General features: G+C 66.2%; 16 protein-coding genes. 12 read left to right on the top strand and 4 right to left on the bottom strand.

The window, feature by feature from the left end:
• Positions 1–155: 155 nt before the first annotated feature.
• Positions 156–1,421 (bottom strand): SGNH/GDSL hydrolase family protein, encoded by a 1,266-nt coding sequence (locus AC1Z3W_RS37570; protein WP_483509569.1) that lies wholly within the window; start codon positions 1,419–1,421, stop codon positions 156–158.
• A gap of 201 nt (positions 1,422–1,622) precedes the next feature.
• On the opposite strand from AC1Z3W_RS37570, the gene paaA reads away from it, so the two are divergent.
• From paaA to AC1Z3W_RS37530, 8 genes are all read left to right on the top strand, one after another.
• Positions 1,623–2,621, top strand: a complete 999-nt coding sequence (paaA, locus tag AC1Z3W_RS37565) for a 1,2-phenylacetyl-CoA epoxidase subunit PaaA (RefSeq protein WP_057929978.1) — start codon at positions 1,623–1,625, stop codon at positions 2,619–2,621.
• Between the two features lie 36 nt (positions 2,622–2,657).
• On the top strand, positions 2,658–2,942 hold the full coding sequence (gene paaB / locus AC1Z3W_RS37560; protein WP_006752453.1) for a 1,2-phenylacetyl-CoA epoxidase subunit PaaB: 285 nt from the start codon (positions 2,658–2,660) through the stop codon (positions 2,940–2,942).
• A 9-nt stretch (positions 2,943–2,951) separates the two neighbouring features.
• Entirely contained in the window at positions 2,952–3,755 is an 804-nt protein-coding gene (gene paaC, locus AC1Z3W_RS37555; RefSeq protein ID WP_057929980.1) for a 1,2-phenylacetyl-CoA epoxidase subunit PaaC, read from the top strand.
• 25 nt (positions 3,756–3,780) lie between these two features.
• Positions 3,781–4,344, top strand: coding sequence for a 1,2-phenylacetyl-CoA epoxidase subunit PaaD (gene paaD, locus AC1Z3W_RS37550; protein ID WP_124834581.1), 564 nt, complete (start codon positions 3,781–3,783; stop codon positions 4,342–4,344).
• Between the two features lie 2 nt (positions 4,345–4,346).
• Positions 4,347–5,435, top strand: coding sequence for a 1,2-phenylacetyl-CoA epoxidase subunit PaaE (paaE, locus tag AC1Z3W_RS37545; protein WP_483509567.1), 1,089 nt, complete (start codon positions 4,347–4,349; stop codon positions 5,433–5,435).
• A gap of 128 nt (positions 5,436–5,563) precedes the next feature.
• Positions 5,564–6,379 (top strand): DUF1835 domain-containing protein, encoded by an 816-nt coding sequence (locus AC1Z3W_RS37540; protein WP_057929983.1) that lies wholly within the window; start codon positions 5,564–5,566, stop codon positions 6,377–6,379.
• Between the two features lie 23 nt (positions 6,380–6,402).
• Positions 6,403–7,008, top strand: coding sequence for a TetR/AcrR family transcriptional regulator (locus AC1Z3W_RS37535; protein WP_057929984.1), 606 nt, complete (start codon positions 6,403–6,405; stop codon positions 7,006–7,008).
• 234 nt (positions 7,009–7,242) lie between these two features.
• Positions 7,243–7,890, top strand: a complete 648-nt coding sequence (locus AC1Z3W_RS37530; protein WP_057929985.1) for a GNAT family N-acetyltransferase — start codon at positions 7,243–7,245, stop codon at positions 7,888–7,890.
• 62 nt (positions 7,891–7,952) lie between these two features.
• Here AC1Z3W_RS37530 and AC1Z3W_RS37525 read toward each other — a convergent pair whose 3' ends face one another.
• Entirely contained in the window at positions 7,953–8,477 is a 525-nt protein-coding gene (locus tag AC1Z3W_RS37525) for an Lrp/AsnC family transcriptional regulator (RefSeq protein WP_057929986.1), read from the bottom strand.
• 211 nt (positions 8,478–8,688) lie between these two features.
• Between AC1Z3W_RS37525 and hppD the strand changes: the two genes are divergently transcribed.
• Positions 8,689–9,786 carry a 4-hydroxyphenylpyruvate dioxygenase gene (gene hppD, locus AC1Z3W_RS37520; protein ID WP_483509564.1) on the top strand — a complete coding sequence of 366 codons (1,098 nt, stop codon included), beginning with the start codon at positions 8,689–8,691 and terminating at the stop codon, positions 9,784–9,786.
• Positions 9,787–9,925: 139 nt separating this feature from the next.
• Here hppD and AC1Z3W_RS37515 read toward each other — a convergent pair whose 3' ends face one another.
• Positions 9,926–10,120 carry a hypothetical protein gene (locus AC1Z3W_RS37515; RefSeq protein WP_057929988.1) on the bottom strand — a complete coding sequence of 65 codons (195 nt, stop codon included), beginning with the start codon at positions 10,118–10,120 and terminating at the stop codon, positions 9,926–9,928.
• Positions 10,121–10,440: 320 nt separating this feature from the next.
• Here AC1Z3W_RS37515 and AC1Z3W_RS37510 point away from each other — a divergent pair, with 320 nt between their 5' ends.
• Positions 10,441–14,031, top strand: a complete 3,591-nt coding sequence (locus AC1Z3W_RS37510; protein WP_483509562.1) for an indolepyruvate ferredoxin oxidoreductase family protein — start codon at positions 10,441–10,443, stop codon at positions 14,029–14,031.
• A gap of 136 nt (positions 14,032–14,167) precedes the next feature.
• Here AC1Z3W_RS37510 and AC1Z3W_RS37505 read toward each other — a convergent pair whose 3' ends face one another.
• The gene (locus tag AC1Z3W_RS37505; protein WP_057929990.1) at positions 14,168–16,438 is read right to left on the bottom strand and encodes an NADP-dependent malic enzyme; all 2,271 of its coding nucleotides are present in this window, start codon (positions 16,436–16,438) and stop codon (positions 14,168–14,170) included.
• Between the two features lie 463 nt (positions 16,439–16,901).
• On the opposite strand from AC1Z3W_RS37505, the gene AC1Z3W_RS37500 reads away from it, so the two are divergent.
• Together AC1Z3W_RS37500 and AC1Z3W_RS37495 are read left to right on the top strand one after the other, a co-directional pair.
• Positions 16,902–17,588 carry an orotate phosphoribosyltransferase gene (locus AC1Z3W_RS37500; RefSeq protein WP_006752465.1) on the top strand — a complete coding sequence of 229 codons (687 nt, stop codon included), beginning with the start codon at positions 16,902–16,904 and terminating at the stop codon, positions 17,586–17,588.
• 240 nt (positions 17,589–17,828) lie between these two features.
• Positions 17,829–18,431 (top strand): YbhB/YbcL family Raf kinase inhibitor-like protein, encoded by a 603-nt coding sequence (locus AC1Z3W_RS37495; RefSeq protein ID WP_483509560.1) that lies wholly within the window; start codon positions 17,829–17,831, stop codon positions 18,429–18,431.
• The last annotated feature ends 84 nt before the right edge of the window (positions 18,432–18,515 follow it).

Genomic DNA, 18,515 nt, shown 5'->3' with positions numbered 1-18,515 from the left:
AAGCACCCCACCCCGTCTCCGCAACCCCCTTTGTGAAAATATTTTGAAAAAGCCCCCGTGCGCTGCCGCGCACGGGGGCTCGGAGCTCGATGGACTACGCGCCGCCGGCGATCCTGAAGCAGCCGGCGGGCCGTCGCGCTATATATATGGCGATGTCACTTGCTACCGACCATGGCCTGCAGTCGCTCCACCGGCACCGCCTCGGCCATCGCCGTGTAGCCGGCGTCGCCCGGGTGAATGCCGTCGCCGCTGTCGTACCGGCGCTGCAGCACACTCGGGCGCGCGGGATCGCGCAGCACCGCGTCGAAGTCGACCACGCCGTCGAACCCGCCGCCGCTCCGGATCCACCGGTTCACCTCGAGCCGGATCGACTCACGCCCGGCCGGCAACGCCGCCGGCGTGAGCGTCGCACCGAAGACCTTCACCCCTTGGCGGTGCGCCGCCTCGATCAATCGCCGATAGCCGTCGATCAACGATGCGGCCGTGACCTGCGTATGCGGGCTGTCGCAGTCGAGCCCCGCACGCGGCGACATCGCGGCAAAGTTGATGTCGTTGATGCCGATCAGCACGATCGCCGCCTTCACCCCCGAGCGCGACAGCGCATCGCGCTCGAACCGCGACGCCAGCGACGTGCCGTAGCACGCCGAATCGCTGAGCAGCCGGTTGCCGCTGATCCCGAGATTCACCACGCCGACCGAATCCGAACCTGTCGCGCTCAGCCGGCGCGCGAGCGCATCCGGCCAGCGATGGTTGCGATTCAGGCTGGAGCGCAGCCCGTCGGTGATCGAATCGCCGATCGCCGCGACACTCGCCCGCGCGACACCGGCCTCGATGGCCAATTCGGTCACCCACGCATACTGGGTAAAGCGCGTGCGGAACGCATCTGCGCCCGGGTCGTTCACGTGATCACCCGGCGCCGACACGTAATTGAGCTGGTTCGACACACGGTGCCACACCGTCATTCGCTGGTTCGCGCCCATCCTCAGGCTGACCGCATACGGCCGCCCGGCCGTCACGTCGATCGCCACCGGGTCGCTTTCGAGCTCCTGACCCGGCGCGAGCGTCACCGACGCCTTGCCGCCGAAACGCACGGCAGCGCTCGTCCCGCCGGCAAGCGCCGCGCCGTCGCCCGCGCGCGCCAAGCCGGCCGCCTCGATCACCAGCGGCGCGCGACCGTATGCATTGCTGACACGAATCCGCGCGGCATGTCCCGATACTGTCGGGTAGACGATCTGCCGGACGGTCCGTCCGGCCACGTCGGGCGCGCGATAGAGCGGCGGCGGCGCAGCCAGATCGGGAATCGGCTGCAACGCCGTCGCCCATGCGGCGACCCACCCGGCCGGCGAGGCCGCGACCGCGACCGGCGACAGGAACACGGACGCGCCCAGCACGGTCGCGACGAAACTGCTTCGAAATGACATCGGCGAAATCCTCATCGGAAAGCGGGCATTGTGCCGTAGAAGGCGCTCCTCTCACGCGCCGGACCGCATTCCGCCCCGGGCGATCGCACCCCGACGCCCCTCGTTTACCCGAGTCTCGCTGCAAATCCGCAAGAAATTTATTAACCGACCGGTCGGTTGGTTTATACTTCGCACACATTCAACCGGACGAGAACCTCCGCCATGTACACGCAATCCCTCGACATCCCCGGCAACGTCGCGCCGCTCGACGCCGCAGCCGAGTCGCCCGAGCAAGCGCGGTTCGACGCGGTCATGGCCGCGGACGGCAAGATCGAACCGCAGGACTGGATGCCCGACGCCTATCGCAAGACGCTGGTCCGCCAGATCTCGCAGCACGCGCACTCGGAAGTCGTCGGCATGCTGCCGGAAGGCAACTGGATCTCGCGCGCACCGAGCCTGAAGCGCAAGGCGATCCTGCTCGCGAAGGTCCAGGACGAAGCCGGCCACGGCCTCTATCTATATAGCGCAGCCGAAACGCTCGGCGTCTCGCGCGATTCGCTGATCGACGCCCTGCACGCCGGCAAGGCGAAATACTCGAGCATCTTCAATTACCCGACGCCGACCTGGGCCGACGTCGGCGTGATCGGCTGGCTCGTCGACGGCGCCGCGATCATGAACCAGATCCCGCTGTGCCGCTGCACGTACGGGCCGTATGCGCGCGCGATGATCCGCGTGTGCAAGGAAGAGTCGTTCCACCAGCGCCAGGGTTTCGACGCGCTGCTGTCGATGATGAAGGGCACCGACGCGCAACGCGCGATGGTCCAGCAGGCGGTGAACCGCTGGTGGTGGCCGGTGCTGATGATGTTCGGCCCGAGCGACGCCGATTCGGTCCACAGCAGCCAGTCCGCGAAATGGGGCATCAAGCGGATCTCGAACGACGACCTGCGGCAGAAATTCGTCGATGCGACGGTCGACCAGGCGAAGGTGCTCGGCGTGACGCTGCCCGACCCGGACCTGAAATGGAACGAAGCACGCGGCCACCACGACTACGGCACGATCGACTGGGATGAATTCTGGCGCGTTGTCAACGGCGACGGCCCGTGCAACAAGGAACGCCTCGCGACCCGCGTGAAGGCCCACGACGACGGCGCATGGGTACGCGAGGCTGCACTCGCACACGAAGCGAAGCGCCGCGCCCGTGCCGAACAGCACGCCGCCTGAGCGGCAACCATCGAATACAGGATTCAGGAGAGAGTGATGAACAAGGAATGGCCGATCTGGGAAGTGTTCGTGCGCAGCAAGCAGGGCCTCGACCACAAGCATTGCGGCAGCCTGCACGCGGCCGACGCGTCGATGGCGCTGCGCATGGCGCGCGACGTCTATACGCGCCGCCAGGAAGGCGTGAGCATCTGGGTGGTGCCTTCGTCGGCGATCACCGCGTCGGATCCGGCCGAAAAGGCCGAGCTGTTCGAACCGGCGGGCGACAAGATCTACCGTCACCCGACGTTCTATACGCTGCCCGACGAAGTCAACCACATGTAACGCCGCGCCATGACGATCACGCCCGAACACCTCTCCTACGTGCTGCGCCTTGCGGACAACGCGCTGATCCTCGGTCAGCGCAACGCCGAATGGTGCGGCCACGGCCCCGTCCTCGAGGAAGACATCGCGCTCACCAACATGAGCCTCGACCTCATCGGCCAGGCACGCATGCTGTACACGCACGCAGCCGAACTCGAGCGCCAGCTCAACGGCGCGACGAAGACGGAAGACGATTACGCCTACTTCCGCACCGAGCGCGAGTTCGCGAACTTCACGCTCGCCGAGCTGCCGCACTACGGCCCGATCGCCGGCACCGCACACGCCGACAAGGACTACGCGGTGACGATCGTGCGCAACTTCCTCTACGCGACGCTGATGCTGCACGTGTGGACCGCGCTCGAAACGTCGACGGACGCACAACTCGCAGCGATCGCCGCGAAATCGGTGAAGGAAACCCGCTATCACGTGCAACATGCGCGCGAATGGCTGGTGCGCCTCGGCGACGGCACCGACGAATCGCACCGCCGCGCGCAGGCCGCGCTCGACTACCTGATTCCGTACACGCGCGAATTCTTCGCGGCCGACACGATCGACGACGCGGTCGCCGCACCGGGCATCGGCCCGGCACCGGCCGCGCTCGAAGCCGCATGGCGCGCGGACGTGGACGATGCGCTCGCGGAGGCGACGCTCACCCTGCCGGCACCCGTTCAGCACATAACGACCGGCAAGCAGGGCGAGCACTCGGAGCACATGGGCTACCTGCTCGCGGAAATGCAGAGCCTCGCGCGCCAGCATCCCGGCGCAACCTGGTAACCGGCCGACCCAACGGAGCCCGACGATGTCCGTCCCGACCGCCGCCCCCGCCGATGCCGCGCCCGCCGCGCACCGCAACGATCCGTTGCTTGCGCGCGCGTGGGACGTTCTCGAAGCGGTGCCCGATCCAGAAATCCCGGTCGTGTCGATCCGCGAGCTCGGCATCCTGCGCGACGTGCGTCGCGCGGACGACGGCCTGCTCGAAGTCGTGATCACGCCGACCTACTCCGGCTGCCCGGCCATGTCGCAGATCGCCGAGGACATCGCCGCAGCGATGCAGGCCGCCGACCTGCCGCCGCACCGGATCGAGACGGTGCTCGCCCCCGCGTGGACGACCGACTGGATCACACAGGAAGCGCGCGACAAGCTGCGTGCGTACGGCATCGCGCCGCCCGTCGGCCAGTGCGGCAGCGCCGCGCCACGGGAAAACGTCGTGCGCTTCGTGCCGCGGCCCGTCGCGGCGCCCGTTTGCCCGCGCTGCGGCTCGGCCCGCACCGAGCGTCTCGCGCAATTCGCATCCACGGCCTGCAAGGCGCTGTATCGCTGCGTCGACTGCCGCGAACCCTTCGACTACTTCAAACCCTACTGAATATGGCGACCCCGCAATTTCATCCGCTGCGTATCCGCGACGTGCGGCCCGAGACCGCCGACGCCGTTACCGTCTCCTTCGACGTGCCACCCGAGCTGCGCGACGCGTACCGCTTCACGCAGGGCCAGTTCGTCACGCTGAAGACCCATATCGACGGCGAGGAAACGCGCCGGTCGTACTCGATCTGCGTCGGCACGACCGACTACGACCGCGACGGCGAGCTGCGCATCGGCATCAAGCGCGTGCGCGGCGGCCGCTTCTCGAATTTCGCGTTCGACACGCTGAAGCCCGGCCACACGATCGACGTGATGACGCCGGACGGTCGTTTCTTCACACACCTGAACGCCGATCACGGCAAGCAGTACGTCGCGTTTTCCGGCGGGTCGGGCATCACGCCGGTGCTCGCGATCGTGAAGACGACCCTCGAACTCGAACCGCGCAGCACGTTCGCGCTGATCTACGGCAACCGCAGCGTCGACGCGATCATGTTCGCCGAAGAACTCGAGGACCTGAAGAACCGCTACATGAACCGCTTCGTCCTGTATCACGTGCTGTCGGACGACCAGCAGGACGTCGAGCTGTTCAACGGTGTGCTCGACCAGGCGAAATGCGCGGAATTCCTCGCCACGCTGACGCCGGCCGACGCAATCGACGAAGCGTTCATCTGCGGCCCAGCGCCGATGATGGATGCGGCCGAAGCCGCGCTGAAGGCGGCCGGCGTGCCGCCGGCGAAGGTGCACGTCGAGCGCTTCGGCACGCCGCTGCCGCAGGCCGGCGCACCGGTCGTCGAGATTACCGAGCAGACGCCGGCCGCCGACCTCGAAATCGTGCTGGACGGCAAGAAGCGCAAGCTGCGCCTGCCGTACGAAGGCGTGAGCCTGCTCGACGTCGGCCTGCGCGCGGGCCTCGCGCTGCCGTACGCGTGCAAGGGCGGCGTGTGCTGCACGTGTCGCGCAAAGGTGATCGAGGGCGAAGTCCGGATGGAGAAGAACTACACACTCGAGGAACAGGAAGTAAAGGACGGCTTCGTGCTCACGTGCCAGTGCCACCCGATCAGCGACAAGGTCGTCGTGAGCTTCGACGAGCGTTGAGCGGCGTCGGATCGGCACGCCGGTCCGGTTTCTCGTCGTCACACATCTCGCTTACACTAGGGGCCGCCGGCCGGCTGGACGTCGCAACGTCCGCCCGTCGGCGGTTTTCTTTTGTTGATGACAGGCCGATGAGTACCATTCACGTGATTCAGGGCGGCACCGCCGCCGCGTCGCTGCGCGAGGCGCTCGCGCAAGCCGGACGCGACGAACGCGTCGTCGGATTGCTCGACGATCTCGCAGTCGGGCCGCTGAAAGACGCCGACGAGACGCCCGACACGCGCGCCGCCTTCTGGCAGCGCGTGCTCGGCGATCAGATTCCCGACTGGAACGCGGAAATCGAGGGCGAGTTCGCACGGCTCGACCAGCTCGCGATGGACACCGGCCAGGTGGTCGTCTGGCATGCGCCGAGCGTCGGCGACAAGCTGCTGCTGCGTCGCGTCGCCTATCATCTGCGCAACGTGCCGCAGCGCCTGAACGAGGTGCGGCTGTCGGCCGCCGACCTCGACGCGCCGCAGCGCGCGGCGCTGACCCGCACCGACCAGGCATGTTCAACCGGGATGTTCTCGCCGGCGGCGCTCGCCCGCAAACGGCCGGTGGCCGCGCCGATCTCGGTGCTGCGCATCGGCCGCCTCGCACTCGAATGGCAGGAAGCGAAACACCTGAATGCCGAGTTGCGCTACTGGGTCAGCAATACGATCAAGAGCGGCCAGTACGCGGACCTCGACGCGCTGATCGTCGCGCGCGCCGAAACCAGCTGGCTGCCCGCGCGACGCGTCGTCGGCGGCATCATGGCCGGCGCCGACCGCGGCGGGCTGTTCGTCAGCGACTCGATCGCCTGGTGGCGCTGCCGCGAACTCGCGGCATCCGGCCGGCTCGAGCTGCAGGACGACACGCCGGCCGCCCTCTCTTCCACGCAGATGCGCGCAGCTGCCGCGCCTCACTAACGCCACCTCTTTCGCATTCGACCATGGCCCGTACCCGAGCGCCCGACCACGAATCCCAGCGCGAGCAGATCCTCGATCTCGCCGCCGAAAAGTTCGCGCAGACGAGCTACCCGAGCACGTCGATGTCCGATCTCGCGACCGCGAGCGGCACGTCGAAGGCACGTCTCTATCACTATTACGAAAGCAAGGAAGCGATCCTGTTCGACCTGCTCGACCGCTACACGAAGCGGTTGATGCTGATCATCGCCGAGGTCGAAGGCGCGAGCCAGCGGCGCGGTCTCGGCGAGCGCGACGCGTTCGCCGAACTGGTGCGTGCGTTCCTCGCCGAGTACGAGACGTCGCACAGCCGCCACGTCGCGCTGCTCAACGACGTGAAGTATCTCGAGGATGCGCAGCGCGAAATCGTGCTCGACCGCCAGCGCGACATCGTCGCGGCATTCGCGCGCCAGCTCGCACGCGCGTATCCCGACCGGATCTCGAAGGAAAACCAGACATCGGTCACGATGATGGTGTTCGGGATGATCAACTGGACGTTCACGTGGCTCAAGCCGGGCGGCCGCCTCGGCTACCGCGACTTCGCCGAACAGGTGATCGACCTGATGGAGCACGGGCTGTCGCCCCGCGCGTGATTGCCGCGAAGCAGCATGCGTTGCGCGGCGGGCACACTGCGACAGGCCGTCGCGTATTTCATGTGATGAATTTTAAATCAGTTATAAATCAAATAGATAGAGAATTAACTAAGCGGATTTAGAATTCATCCTCGGCACAAAGAACGTCAAATACGGGTTTTCCCCAATCCTCTCAGGTAAAATGCTGCTGCATCGCACAAGTCGCTTGTGCAGCTACACACTGAGGAACCCACGATGACCACGCAATTCAACCGCCGTGCCGAGGCTGTCGGCGACGCCGGTACTGCGCCGGTTCTCGTCAGGGAACTGGCTTCCAAAGACCGTGAGCGAATGCTCACTCACTTTCTCTCGCTCGACGAAGAGGACCGCCTGCTGCGCTTCGGCCAGATGGTGCCCGACCACGTGATCGAGAACTATGTCCGTACGATCGACTTCGGCCGCGACACCGTGTTCGGCGTGTTCGACCATACGCTCGAACTGATTGGCGTTGGCCACCTGGCGTACCTGCCCGCCGACGGCGACAAGCGTACGGCCGAGTTTGGCGTATCGGTGCTCGAAAGCGCCCGCGGCCGCGGTGTCGGCTCGAAGCTGTTCGAGCGCGCGGCGATCCGCAGCCGCAACACCCGCGTGACGATGCTGTACATGCATTGCCTGTCGCGCAACGCGACGATGATGCATATCGCGAAGAAGTCCGGGATGCGGATCGAGTACGCATACGGCGAAGCCGATGCGTACCTGTCGCTGCCGCCGGCCGACCACTCGACGATCCTCGCCGAGATGCTGCAGGAACAGGCCGCGGTGTTCGACTATGCGTTGAAGCGCCAGGCGCACCGCACGTCGAAGTTCATCGAATCGCTGATGCCCGCCGCGCTGACAGCGTAACGTCGGCCGACCGGGCCGCCCCGCGGGCGTCCGGCCCTCCTTCTCCTTTCCGGCGCAGCGCGCTAGCGCACCGATCTGATCGGCAACGCCGTCGTCTCCTTGAAGCATTCGAGCGAGAAGCTCGTCTTCACGTCGATCACCGACGGATGGTGCAGCAAGTGCTCCTGCACGAAGCGGGAGAAATGTGCCATGTCCTCGACCTGCACGCGCAGCAGATAATCCATGTCGCCCGTCATCGCATGGCATGCGACCACTTCCGGCCAAGCCTGCACGGCCGCGCGGAACAATTCCGCATGGGTCGCGCCCGCGCGCGCGGACGTCTCGTCGGCACGGACCGGCGCGAGGCCGCCGCGCTTCTCGAGCCGCACGCTCACATAGGCGAGCAGATCGAGCCCGAGCTTCTGCGGATCGAGCAGCGCGACGTAGCCGGTGATCACGCCAATCTCCTCGAGCCGCCGGATCCGCCGCAGGCACGGGCTCGGCGACAGGTTCACGCGCTCGGCGATCTCCTGGTTCGACAGGCGGCCGTTCTCCTGAAGAATCGCGAGAATTCGCCGGTCGATGGAATCCAATTCGGCTTGCGCCATTTTCTGCCCTCCAATGATTACTTTGAGACTGGAAATTGCGTCATCGTAGGCACGGACAATCAAGTTCGCAAGTTTACGCTCCCCCCTGCCCGCTACACTCTGTCGCATGGACCGATGCGTTGCACGCACCGCGGCACGCGTCACCTTCGACTTGAAACCGGCCGGCCCCCACCTCGTTTCGGCCGATCGCACAGCACACAGGAGACATGGCATGCAGATCCCCAACTGGGACAATCCCGTCGGCACCGACGGTTTCGAATTCATCGAATACACGGCCCCGGATCCGAAAGCGCTCGGACAACTGTTCGAACGGATGGGTTTCACCGCGATCGCACGCCATCGCCACAAGGACGTGACGGTCTACCGTCAGGGCGATATCAACTTCATCATCAACGCCGAACCCGATTCGTTCGCACAACGCTTCGCGCGCCTGCACGGCCCGTCGATCTGCGCGATCGCGTTCCGCGTGCAGGATGCGGTGAAGGCCTACAAGCACGCGCTCGAACTCGGCGCGTGGGGCTTCGACAACAAGACGGGGCCGATGGAGCTGAACATCCCGGCAATCAAGGGCATCGGCGATTCGCTGATCTATTTCGTCGACCGCTGGCGCGGCAAGAATGGCGCGCAGCCGGGTGCGATCGGCGACATCAGCATCTATGACGTGGACTTCGAGCCGATTCCCGGCGCGAACCCGAACCCGGTGGGCCACGGCCTCACCTACATCGACCACCTGACGCACAACGTGCATCGTGGCCGCATGCAGGAATGGGCCGAGTTCTACGAACGCCTGTTCAACTTCCGCGAAGTGCGCTACTTCGACATCGAAGGCAAGGTGACGGGCGTGAAGTCGAAGGCGATGACGTCGCCGTGCGGCAAGATCCGAATCCCGATCAACGAGGAAGGCTCGGACACGGCCGGCCAGATCCAGGAATACCTCGACGCGTATCACGGCGAAGGCATCCAGCACATCGCGCTCGGCACGAACGACATCTACGGTGCGGTCGACGGGCTGCGCGGCAAGGAAGTGAAGCTGCTCGACACGATCGACACGTATTACGAGCTGGTCGACCGCCGCGTGCCGAACCACGGCGAATCGCTCGACGAACTGAAGAAGCGCAAGATCCTGATCGACGGCGCCCGCGACGACCTGCTGCTGCAGATCTTCACCGAGAACCAGATCGGCCCGATCTTCTTCGAGATCATCCAGCGCAAGGGCAACCAGGGCTTCGGCGAAGGCAACTTCAAGGCGCTGTTCGAATCGATCGAGCTCGACCAGATCCGCCGCGGCGTGGTCCAGGACAAGGCCTGACGCAGACGGCCGCGTGGCGCCCGGCAGCCCGGGCGACCGCGAACATCGGCGGCACAACGAAAAAGGGCGGGAATCTTGCGATTCCCGCCCTTTTGTCGTTTCGCTCGTTCCGGCGCGGCCCGGCGGCCGCGCGAGCGGATCAACGCACGTTCGCCTTCAGCGCGACGGCACGCTCGGCCGCCGGCTGTGCATCGGCGTCCTGCGCCGGCGCGATCTGACGCATCTGCGCGCCGGCTGCCGCCAGTGCGCTCGCGCCTCGCGCGTGCACCGGGCCGGTCATCGCGAAAAACGCCGCGGACACGATCAGGAAACTCTGGATATGACGTGTGTTCATTGCACCTCCTTTAAGACTGCCGGCGCCTCCCCGGTTGCGTCGAAACGGGCCGACGCGGCCGGGCACCTCCGGCAGGCCGACAAGATTAACGGCATTTGTACGAAGATGGGACCGGCCTTACAGGCTTTTACATGATGTAACTCAGCGTCCCGCGCGATTTCAGTGATGCGCCGCGGCGCGCCGGCCGGTGGGCGACGGGTTTATCCCAGTGCTACCATCGCTTAAAACCGGCCAATATGCCGGCCACTGCCGACACGTCCACAAGACGTCGAAGCAACTGAAGCTTTGGTGATCCCAAACTGGGTGGAGGAGACAGTTCAATGAATGCCCCGCTAGACGCAGGCCAACGCGCGTCGCTTGAAGCCGCGCTGAAGTCCGTCACGCTTGACGACAAATACACGCTCGAACGCGGCCGCGCGTACATGAGCGGCATCCAGGCGCTCGTCCGCCTGCCGATGCTCCAGCAGGAACGCGACCGCGCCGCCGGCCTCAACACGGCCGGCTTCATCTCCGGTTATCGCGGCTCGCCGCTCGGCGGCCTCGACCTCTCGCTGTGGAAAGCCAAGCAGCACCTCGCGGCCCACCAGATCGTCTTCCAGCCCGGTCTCAACGAAGATCTCGCCGCCACCGCCGTGTGGGGCTCGCAGCAGGTGAACCTGTACCCCGGCGCGAAGCACGACGGCGTGTTCGGCATGTGGTACGGCAAGGGCCCGGGCGTCGACCGTACCGGCGACGTCTTCAAGCACGCGAACTCGGCCGGCTCGTCGCCGCACGGCGGCGTGCTCGTGCTCGCCGGCGACGACCACGCGGCGAAATCGTCGACGCTCGCGCACCAGTCCGAACACATCTTCAAGGCGTGCGGGCTGCCGGTGCTGTTCCCGTCCAACGTGCAGGAATATCTCGACTTCGGCCTGCACGGCTGGGCGATGAGCCGCTATTCGGGCCTGTGGGTCGCGCTCAAGTGCGTGACGGACGTGGTCGAATCGTCTGCGTCGGTCGACATCGACCCGCATCGCACCGAGATCGTGCTGCCGACGGACTTCATTCTGCCGGAAGGCGGCCTGAACATCCGCTGGCCCGACCCGCCGCTCGTGCAGGAAGCACGGCTGCTCGACTACAAGTGGTACGCGGCGCTCGCCTACGTGCGCGCGAACAAGCTCGACCGGATCGAGATCGACTCGCCGAATGCGCGCTTCGGGATCATGACGGGAGGCAAGGCGTACCTCGACGTGCGCCAGGCGCTGACCGACCTCGGCCTCGACGACGAAACCTGCGCGCGGATCGGCATCCGCCTGTACAAGGTCGGCTGCGTGTGGCCGCTCGAAGCGCAGGGCGCGCAGGCGTTCGCGCGCGGCCTCGACGAAATCCTCGTCGTCGAGGAAAAGCGCCAGATCCTCGAATACGCGATCAAGGAAGAGCTGTACAACTGGCCCGATGCGCAGCGCCCGCGCGTATTCGGCAAGTTCGACGAGAAGGACGGTGCAGGCGGCGAATGGTCGGTGCCGATGGGCAACTGGCTGCTGCCCGCGCACTATGAACTGTCGCCCGCGATCATCGCGAAGGCGATCGCGACGCGCCTCGAAAAGTTCGAGCTGCCGTCGGACGTGCGCGCGCGCATCGCCGCGCGACTCGCGGTGATCAACGCGAAGGAAATGGCGCTCGCGAAGCCGCATGTGCAGACCGAGCGCAAGCCGTGGTTCTGCTCGGGCTGCCCGCACAACACGTCGACCACCGTGCCGGAAGGCTCGCGCGCGATCGCCGGGATCGGCTGCCACTACATGACGGTATGGATGGACCGCAGCACGAGCACCTTCAGCCAGATGGGCGGCGAAGGCGTGCCGTGGATCGGCCAGGCGCCGTTCACGGACGAGAAGCACGTGTTCGCGAACCTCGGCGACGGCACCTATTTCCACTCGGGCCTGCTGGCGGTGCGCGCGGCGATTTCGTCGAAGGCGAACATCACCTACAAGATCCTCTACAACGACGCCGTCGCGATGACGGGCGGCCAGCCGGTCGACGGCGTACTGACGGTGCCGCAGATCACACACCAGCTCGCGTCCGAAGGTGCGAAGAAGATCGTGATCGTCACCGACGAGCCCGAAAAGTACGACAGCCAGAAGGCACTGCTTGCGCCGGGCGTGACGATCCATCACCGCGACCAGCTCGACGACGTGCAGCGCGAGCTGCGCGAGATCGCCGGCACGACGATTCTGATCTACGACCAGACCTGCGCGACCGAGAAGCGTCGTCGCCGCAAACGCGGCACGTATCCGGATCCGGCCAAACGCGTCGTGATCAACGACGCGGTGTGCGAGGGTTGCGGCGACTGCTCGGTGAAATCGAACTGCCTGTCGGTCGAGCCGCTCGAAACCGAATTCGGCACGAAGCGCCAGATCAACCAGTCGAGCTGCAACAAGGACTTCTCGTGCGTGAAGGGCTTCTGCCCGAGCTTCGTGACGGTCGAAGGCGGCCAGTTGAAGAAGCCGAAGGCCGTGTCGGTCGACGGCGGTGCGCTGCCGCCGATTCCCGAGCCGACGCTGCCGGAAATCGACCGCGCATACGGCGTGCTCGTCACGGGCGTCGGCGGCACGGGCGTCGTCACGATCGGCGCGCTGCTCGGCATGGCCGCGCACCTGGAGAACAAGGGCGTGACCGTGCTCGACGTCACGGGCCTCGCGCAGAAGGGCGGCGCCGTGATGAGCCACGTGCAGATCTCGCACACGCCGACCGACATCCATGCGACGCGGATCGCGATGGGCGAAGCCGACCTCGTGATCGGCTGCGACGCGATCGTCACGGCCGGCGACGAATGCACGTCGCGGATGCGGCACGACACGACGCGCGTGGTCGTCAACAGCGCGCAGACGCCGACGGCCGAGTTCATCAAGAACCCGAACTGGGCGTTCCCGGGCCTGTCCGCCGAGAATGACATCCGCGCGGCGGCAGGCGTTGCCGTCGACTTCATCGATGCAAACCGCTTCGCGGTCGCACTGCTCGGCGATGCGATCTACACGAATCCGTTCGTGCTCGGCTACGCGTGGCAGAAGGGCTGGCTGCCGCTTACGCTCGCGTCGCTCGAACGCGCGATCGAGCTGAACGCGGTGTCGGTCGAGAAGAACCGCGCGGCGTTCGACTGGGGCCGGCGCGCCGCACACGACCTCGCCAGCGTGCAGCAGGCAGCGGCGGGCGACGCACGCCCCGCGCAGGGTGCGACGGTAATCGCGCTGCACACGAAGAAGGCGGTGGATGCCCTGATCGCGAAGCGTGTGGATTTCCTCACCGCGTATCAGAACGCCGCGTACGCAGCGCGCTATGCGGCCTTCGTCGACAAGGTGCGAGCGGCCGAACGCGCAATGGCGGACGGCGACGCCGTGCAGGAACTGCTGACCGAAGCGGTCGCGCGCAACCTGTTCAAGCTGATGGCGTACAAGGACGAATACGAGGTCGCGCGGCTGCAGTCCGATCCCGCATTCCTCGCGCGTCTGTCGTCGCAATTCGAAGGCGACTGGAAGCTGAAATTCCACCTCGCGCCGCCGCTGTTCGCAAAGAAGGACGCACACGGCCATCTCGTGAAGAAGGCGTACGGCCCGTGGATGCTATCGGCGTTCCGGTTGCTCGCGAAGGCGAAGTTCCTGCGCGGCACGGGGCTCGATCCGTTCGGCCGCACCGAGGAGCGCCGCACCGAGCGCGCGCTGATCGACGAGTACGAAGCGCTGATCGGCGAAGTGTCGGCCAAGCTGAACGCGGCCAACCGCCCGCTCGCGCTCGAGCTCGCGGCGCTGCCGGACGGCATTCGCGGCTACGGCCATGTGAAGGAGAACAACCTGCGCGCGGTGCGCCAGAAGTGGAGCACGCTGCTCGCGCAGTGGCGTTCGCCGACGGGCGGCCAGTCGCACCAGCAGGTCGCGTAACGGCGCGCGGCGGGCGTTCGCGGTCCGGACGCCCGCCCCCGCTCTGCCGGCGGTTCAAAAAAAACGCCACGGAACGCAGGTTCCGTGGCGTTTTTCATTGCGCCGCGCATGAAGCGCGGCACACGCGGGCGCGAACTTACTTCGTGTTCGCGTTCGCGGCGGCGACTGCCGTCATGTTGATGATCCGGCGCACGGTCGCAGCCGGCGTCAGGATGTGGACCGGCTTCGCCGCGCCGAGCAGGAACGGGCCGACCGTCACGCCTTCGCCGCCGACCATCTTCAGCAGGTTGTACGCAATGTTGGCCGCTTCGACGTTCGGCATGATCAGCAGGTTCGCTTCGCCCGACAGCGTCGTGCCCGGGAACGCAGCCTTGCGGACCGCTTCGGACAGCGCCGCGTCGCCGTGCATTTCGCCGTCGACTTCCAGGTTCGGTGCACGCTCGCTGATCAGCTTGCGGGCTTCGGCCATGCGGCGCGACGACGCCGACGGCGCGCTGCCGAAGTTCGAGTTCGACAGCAGCGCGGCCTTCGGCGCGATGCCGAAGCGCTCGATCTCGGCGGCCGCCTGGATCGTCATGTCGGCGAGCTGTTCCGCGCTCGGCAGTTCGTTCACGTACGTGTCGCACAGGAACAGGTTGCGGCCCGGCAGCATCAGCAGGTTCATCGCCGCGTAGTGCTCGGCGCCCTTCGCACGGCCCAGCACCTGCTCGATGAACTTCAGGTGCGTGTGGTACGTGTCGATCATCCCGCAGATCATGCCGTCGGCATCGCCCAGGTGCACGAGCATCGCGCCGATCAGCGTGTTGAACTTGCGCAGCGCGGCCTTCGCGACTTCCGGCGTGACGCCGTCACGCGCGCCGATCTCGTGGTACGCCTGCCAGTAGCGGTGGTAGCGCGTGTCGTCTTCCGGATTCACGATCTCGAAATCGACGCCGGCCTTCAGCTTCGAGCCGATTTTCACGAGGCGCATCTCGACGACCGACGGGCGGCCAACGATGATCGGCTTCGCGATCTTTTCCTGCAGCACGAACTGCGCGGCGCGCAGCACGCGCTCGTCCTCGCCCTCGGCGAACACGATGCGCGCCTGCTTCTTCTTCGCGGTCGCGAACACCGGACGCATCACCATGCCGGTGCGGTAGACGGTCGCGCCGAGCTGCTCGCGGTAGGCGTCCATGTCCTGGATCGGACGCGTGGCGACGCCCGAATCCATCGCGGCTTGCGCGACGGCCGGTGCGATCTTGATGATCAGGCGCGGGTCGAATGGCTTCGGGATCAGGTATTCCGGCCCGAACTCGAGCGAATGGCCTTCATACGCCTTCGCGACTTCCTCGCTCTGGTCGGTTTCCTCGGCCAGCTCGGCGATCGCGCGCACGCACGCGAGCTTCATTTCTTCCGTGATCGTCGTCGCGCCGACGTCGAGCGCGCCGCGGAAGATGAACGGGAAGCACAGCACGTTGTTGACCTGGTTCGGGTAGTCCGAACGGCCGGTCGCGACGATCGCGTCCGGCCGCACGGCCTTCGCGTCTTCCGGGCGGATTTCCGGTTCCGGGTTCGCGAGCGCCAGGATCAGCGGGCGCTCGCCCATCGTCTTGACCATGTCCTGCTTCAGCACGCCCGCGCTCGAGCAGCCGAGGAACACGTCCGCGCCGACGATCGCGTCGGCGAGCGTGCGCGCGTCGGTGGTCGCCGCATAGCGCTGCTTCGACGGATCGAGATTGCCGCGCCCTTCGTAGATCACGCCCTTCGAATCGGCGACGAGGATGTTCGACTTCGTCAGGCCGAGGTTCACCAGCAGGTCCAGGCACGCGATCGCTGCCGCGCCGGCGCCCGAGCACACGAGCTTCACTTCCGACAGCTTCTTGCCGACGACCTTCAGGCCGTTCAGGATCGCGGCCGACGCGATGATCGCGGTGCCGTGCTGGTCGTCGTGGAAGACGGGGATCTTCATGCGCTCGCGCAGCTTCTGCTCGATGTAGAAGCACTCAGGCGCCTTGATGTCCTCGAGGTTGATGCCGCCGAGCGTCGGCTCGAGCATCGCGATCGCCTCGACGAGCTTGTCGGGGTCGGACTCCGACAGCTCGATGTCGAACACGTCGATGCCCGCGAACTTCTTGAAGAGGCAGCCCTTGCCTTCCATCACCGGCTTCGCGGCGAGCGGGCCGATGTTGCCGAGGCCCAGCACGGCCGTGCCGTTGGTGATGACGCCGACGAGGTTGCCGCGCGACGTGTACTTCTGCGCGTCGAGCGGATCCGCGTGGATCGCCTCGCACGCAGCGGCGACGCCCGGCGAATACGCGAGCGACAGATCGAGCTGGTTCGACAGCGGTTTGGTCGGGGTGACCGAAATCTTGCCGGGTTTCGGGTTCAGATGATAAGCGAGAGCGGCCTGCTTCAGTTGTTCGTCCATGATTGACCTGCGAGAGACATGCGAAATTTTGACGGTTCAGTACACAGCACCTTCAGCCGTGTCTGCTTGAATCGAGGGGATGGTCGACTGCGAGACGGCACGCGACGCGCCGGGTCGGCACGCCATCGAACCTTGGCGGGTAGTGGCAAGAAGAAAGTACAAAGTCCTGAACGATTTCTAAGGGTCGCCTAGTGTACACCCCCTAAATGACGTCCGTTGGTGCGGCGCCGCATCCTCGGTATCAACATCGAGCCGTTCGCGCCCCGTTTGTTTCGCCGGTGGCGAGCCGCGCGCCGAACCTGCGCGAATTCCGCCGAAAACCGGCCTGAATCGGGTAAAATAGCCGGCTACGCGCGCAGCGATGCGATTGGCCCGCCGATCGCACCCCGGCCCCTCGGGCAGGTTCCCCTTGCTGCGCCACCGGGCCCGCGCCCGCTCTTCGCTCATCACCCAAGGAATGCCCATGACAGGCTACGATCGTCAGTCGATCTCGGATACGACCGCCAAAATCCTGCTCGAAGTGCAGGCGGTGCACTTCAACGCCGAAAAACCGTTCATCTTCACGTCCGGCTGGGCAAGCCCCGTCTACATCGACTGCCGCAAGCTGATCTCGTATCCGCGCGTGCGCCGTGCGCTGATGGAAATGGCGGAAACGACGATCATGCGCGACGTCGGCTTCGAGCAGATCGACTCGGTGGCGGGCGGCGAGACGGCCGGCATCCCGTTCGCGGCATGGCTCGCGGACCGCATGATGGTGCCGATGCAGTACGTGCGCAAAAAGCCGAAGGGTTTCGGCCGCAACGCGCAGATCGAGGGTCATCTGGAAGAAGGCTCGCGCGTGCTGCTGGTGGAAGACCTGACGACCGACAGCCGCAGCAAGATCAACTTCGTCAACGCGCTGCGCACCGCGGGCGCGACGGTGAACCACTGCTTCGTGCTGTTCCACTACAACATCTTCAAGGAAAGCGTGTCGGTCCTGAAGGACATCGACGTCGACCTGCACGCGCTGGCGACGTGGTGGGACGTGCTGCGCGTCGCGAAGGCGTCGGGCTACTTCGAGACCAAGACGCTCGACGAAGTCGAGAAGTTCCTGCACGCGCCGGCCGAGTGGTCGGCCGCGCACGGCGGTGCAACGGCCCCGAAGGAATGACGCCGCGCCGGCACGCAGGCCGGCACCCTGGCTGAAAGAGCCGCTCGCCCGATCGCGAGCGGCTTTTTTTCGTCGGTCGATCCGCATCAGGGTCGGTCCGAATCGCGGGCCACGGCATGCATCGCTCATCGAACCCTAATGCTAGACTTGATCCATCGCCGCCATCAGCTGCACGGCCAACGCACAACGCCAACAACGCCGGGAGCATCGGCCCGGCCCACGTGACGGGAGAAGCGCCATATGCGTGTGGATCGCCGGATCACTTCGCCTGCGTCCCCGGGTCGTCCGTCTCCGTTCATCGCCGCCCTTCTCGGCGCCGCCGCTTGCGCGGCGTTCGCCGCCCTGCCCGCGCGGGCTGAAGGCCCGTTCACCGTGTCGAGCAACGAGCTGACGCCCGGCGGGCGCGTCGGCGCCGCGAACGTGTTCGACCGCGGCGACTGCAAGGGCGAAAACCGGTCGCCGCAGCTGAGCTGGCGCAATCCACCGCCCGGCACGCGCAGCTACGCGATCACGATCTTCGATCCCGATGCACCGGGGCACGGCTGGTGGCACTGGGCCGTCGCCGGCATCCCGGCGAGCGTCACGAGCCTGCCGGCCGATGCGAGCGCGTCGGGCTTCCTGCGGCGCATCGGCGCGAGCGAGGCACGCAACGACTTCGGGATCGACGGCTACGGCGGACCCTGCCCGCCGCCCGGCAAGCCGCACCGCTACGTGATCACCGTCTATGCGCTGAAAGGTACGGACCTGCGCGTCGCGCAAGGGCACCCCGCCCCGATGTTCGAGCACGAGATCGGCACGCTGACGATCGGCACCGCGCAACTCACGGTCAACTACGGGCAGTAACGAGCGTCGGGCGCCGGGCATCGCGCGCCGCCGCACGGCGGTTGCCTGCCGCGAAATGACGTACTCCGCGCCCGCGCGCTTTCC

The sequence above is a fragment of the Burkholderia sp. 10_S31 genome, assembly GCF_056930375.1.
This window is presented reverse-complemented; position numbering and strand designations above follow the sequence as displayed.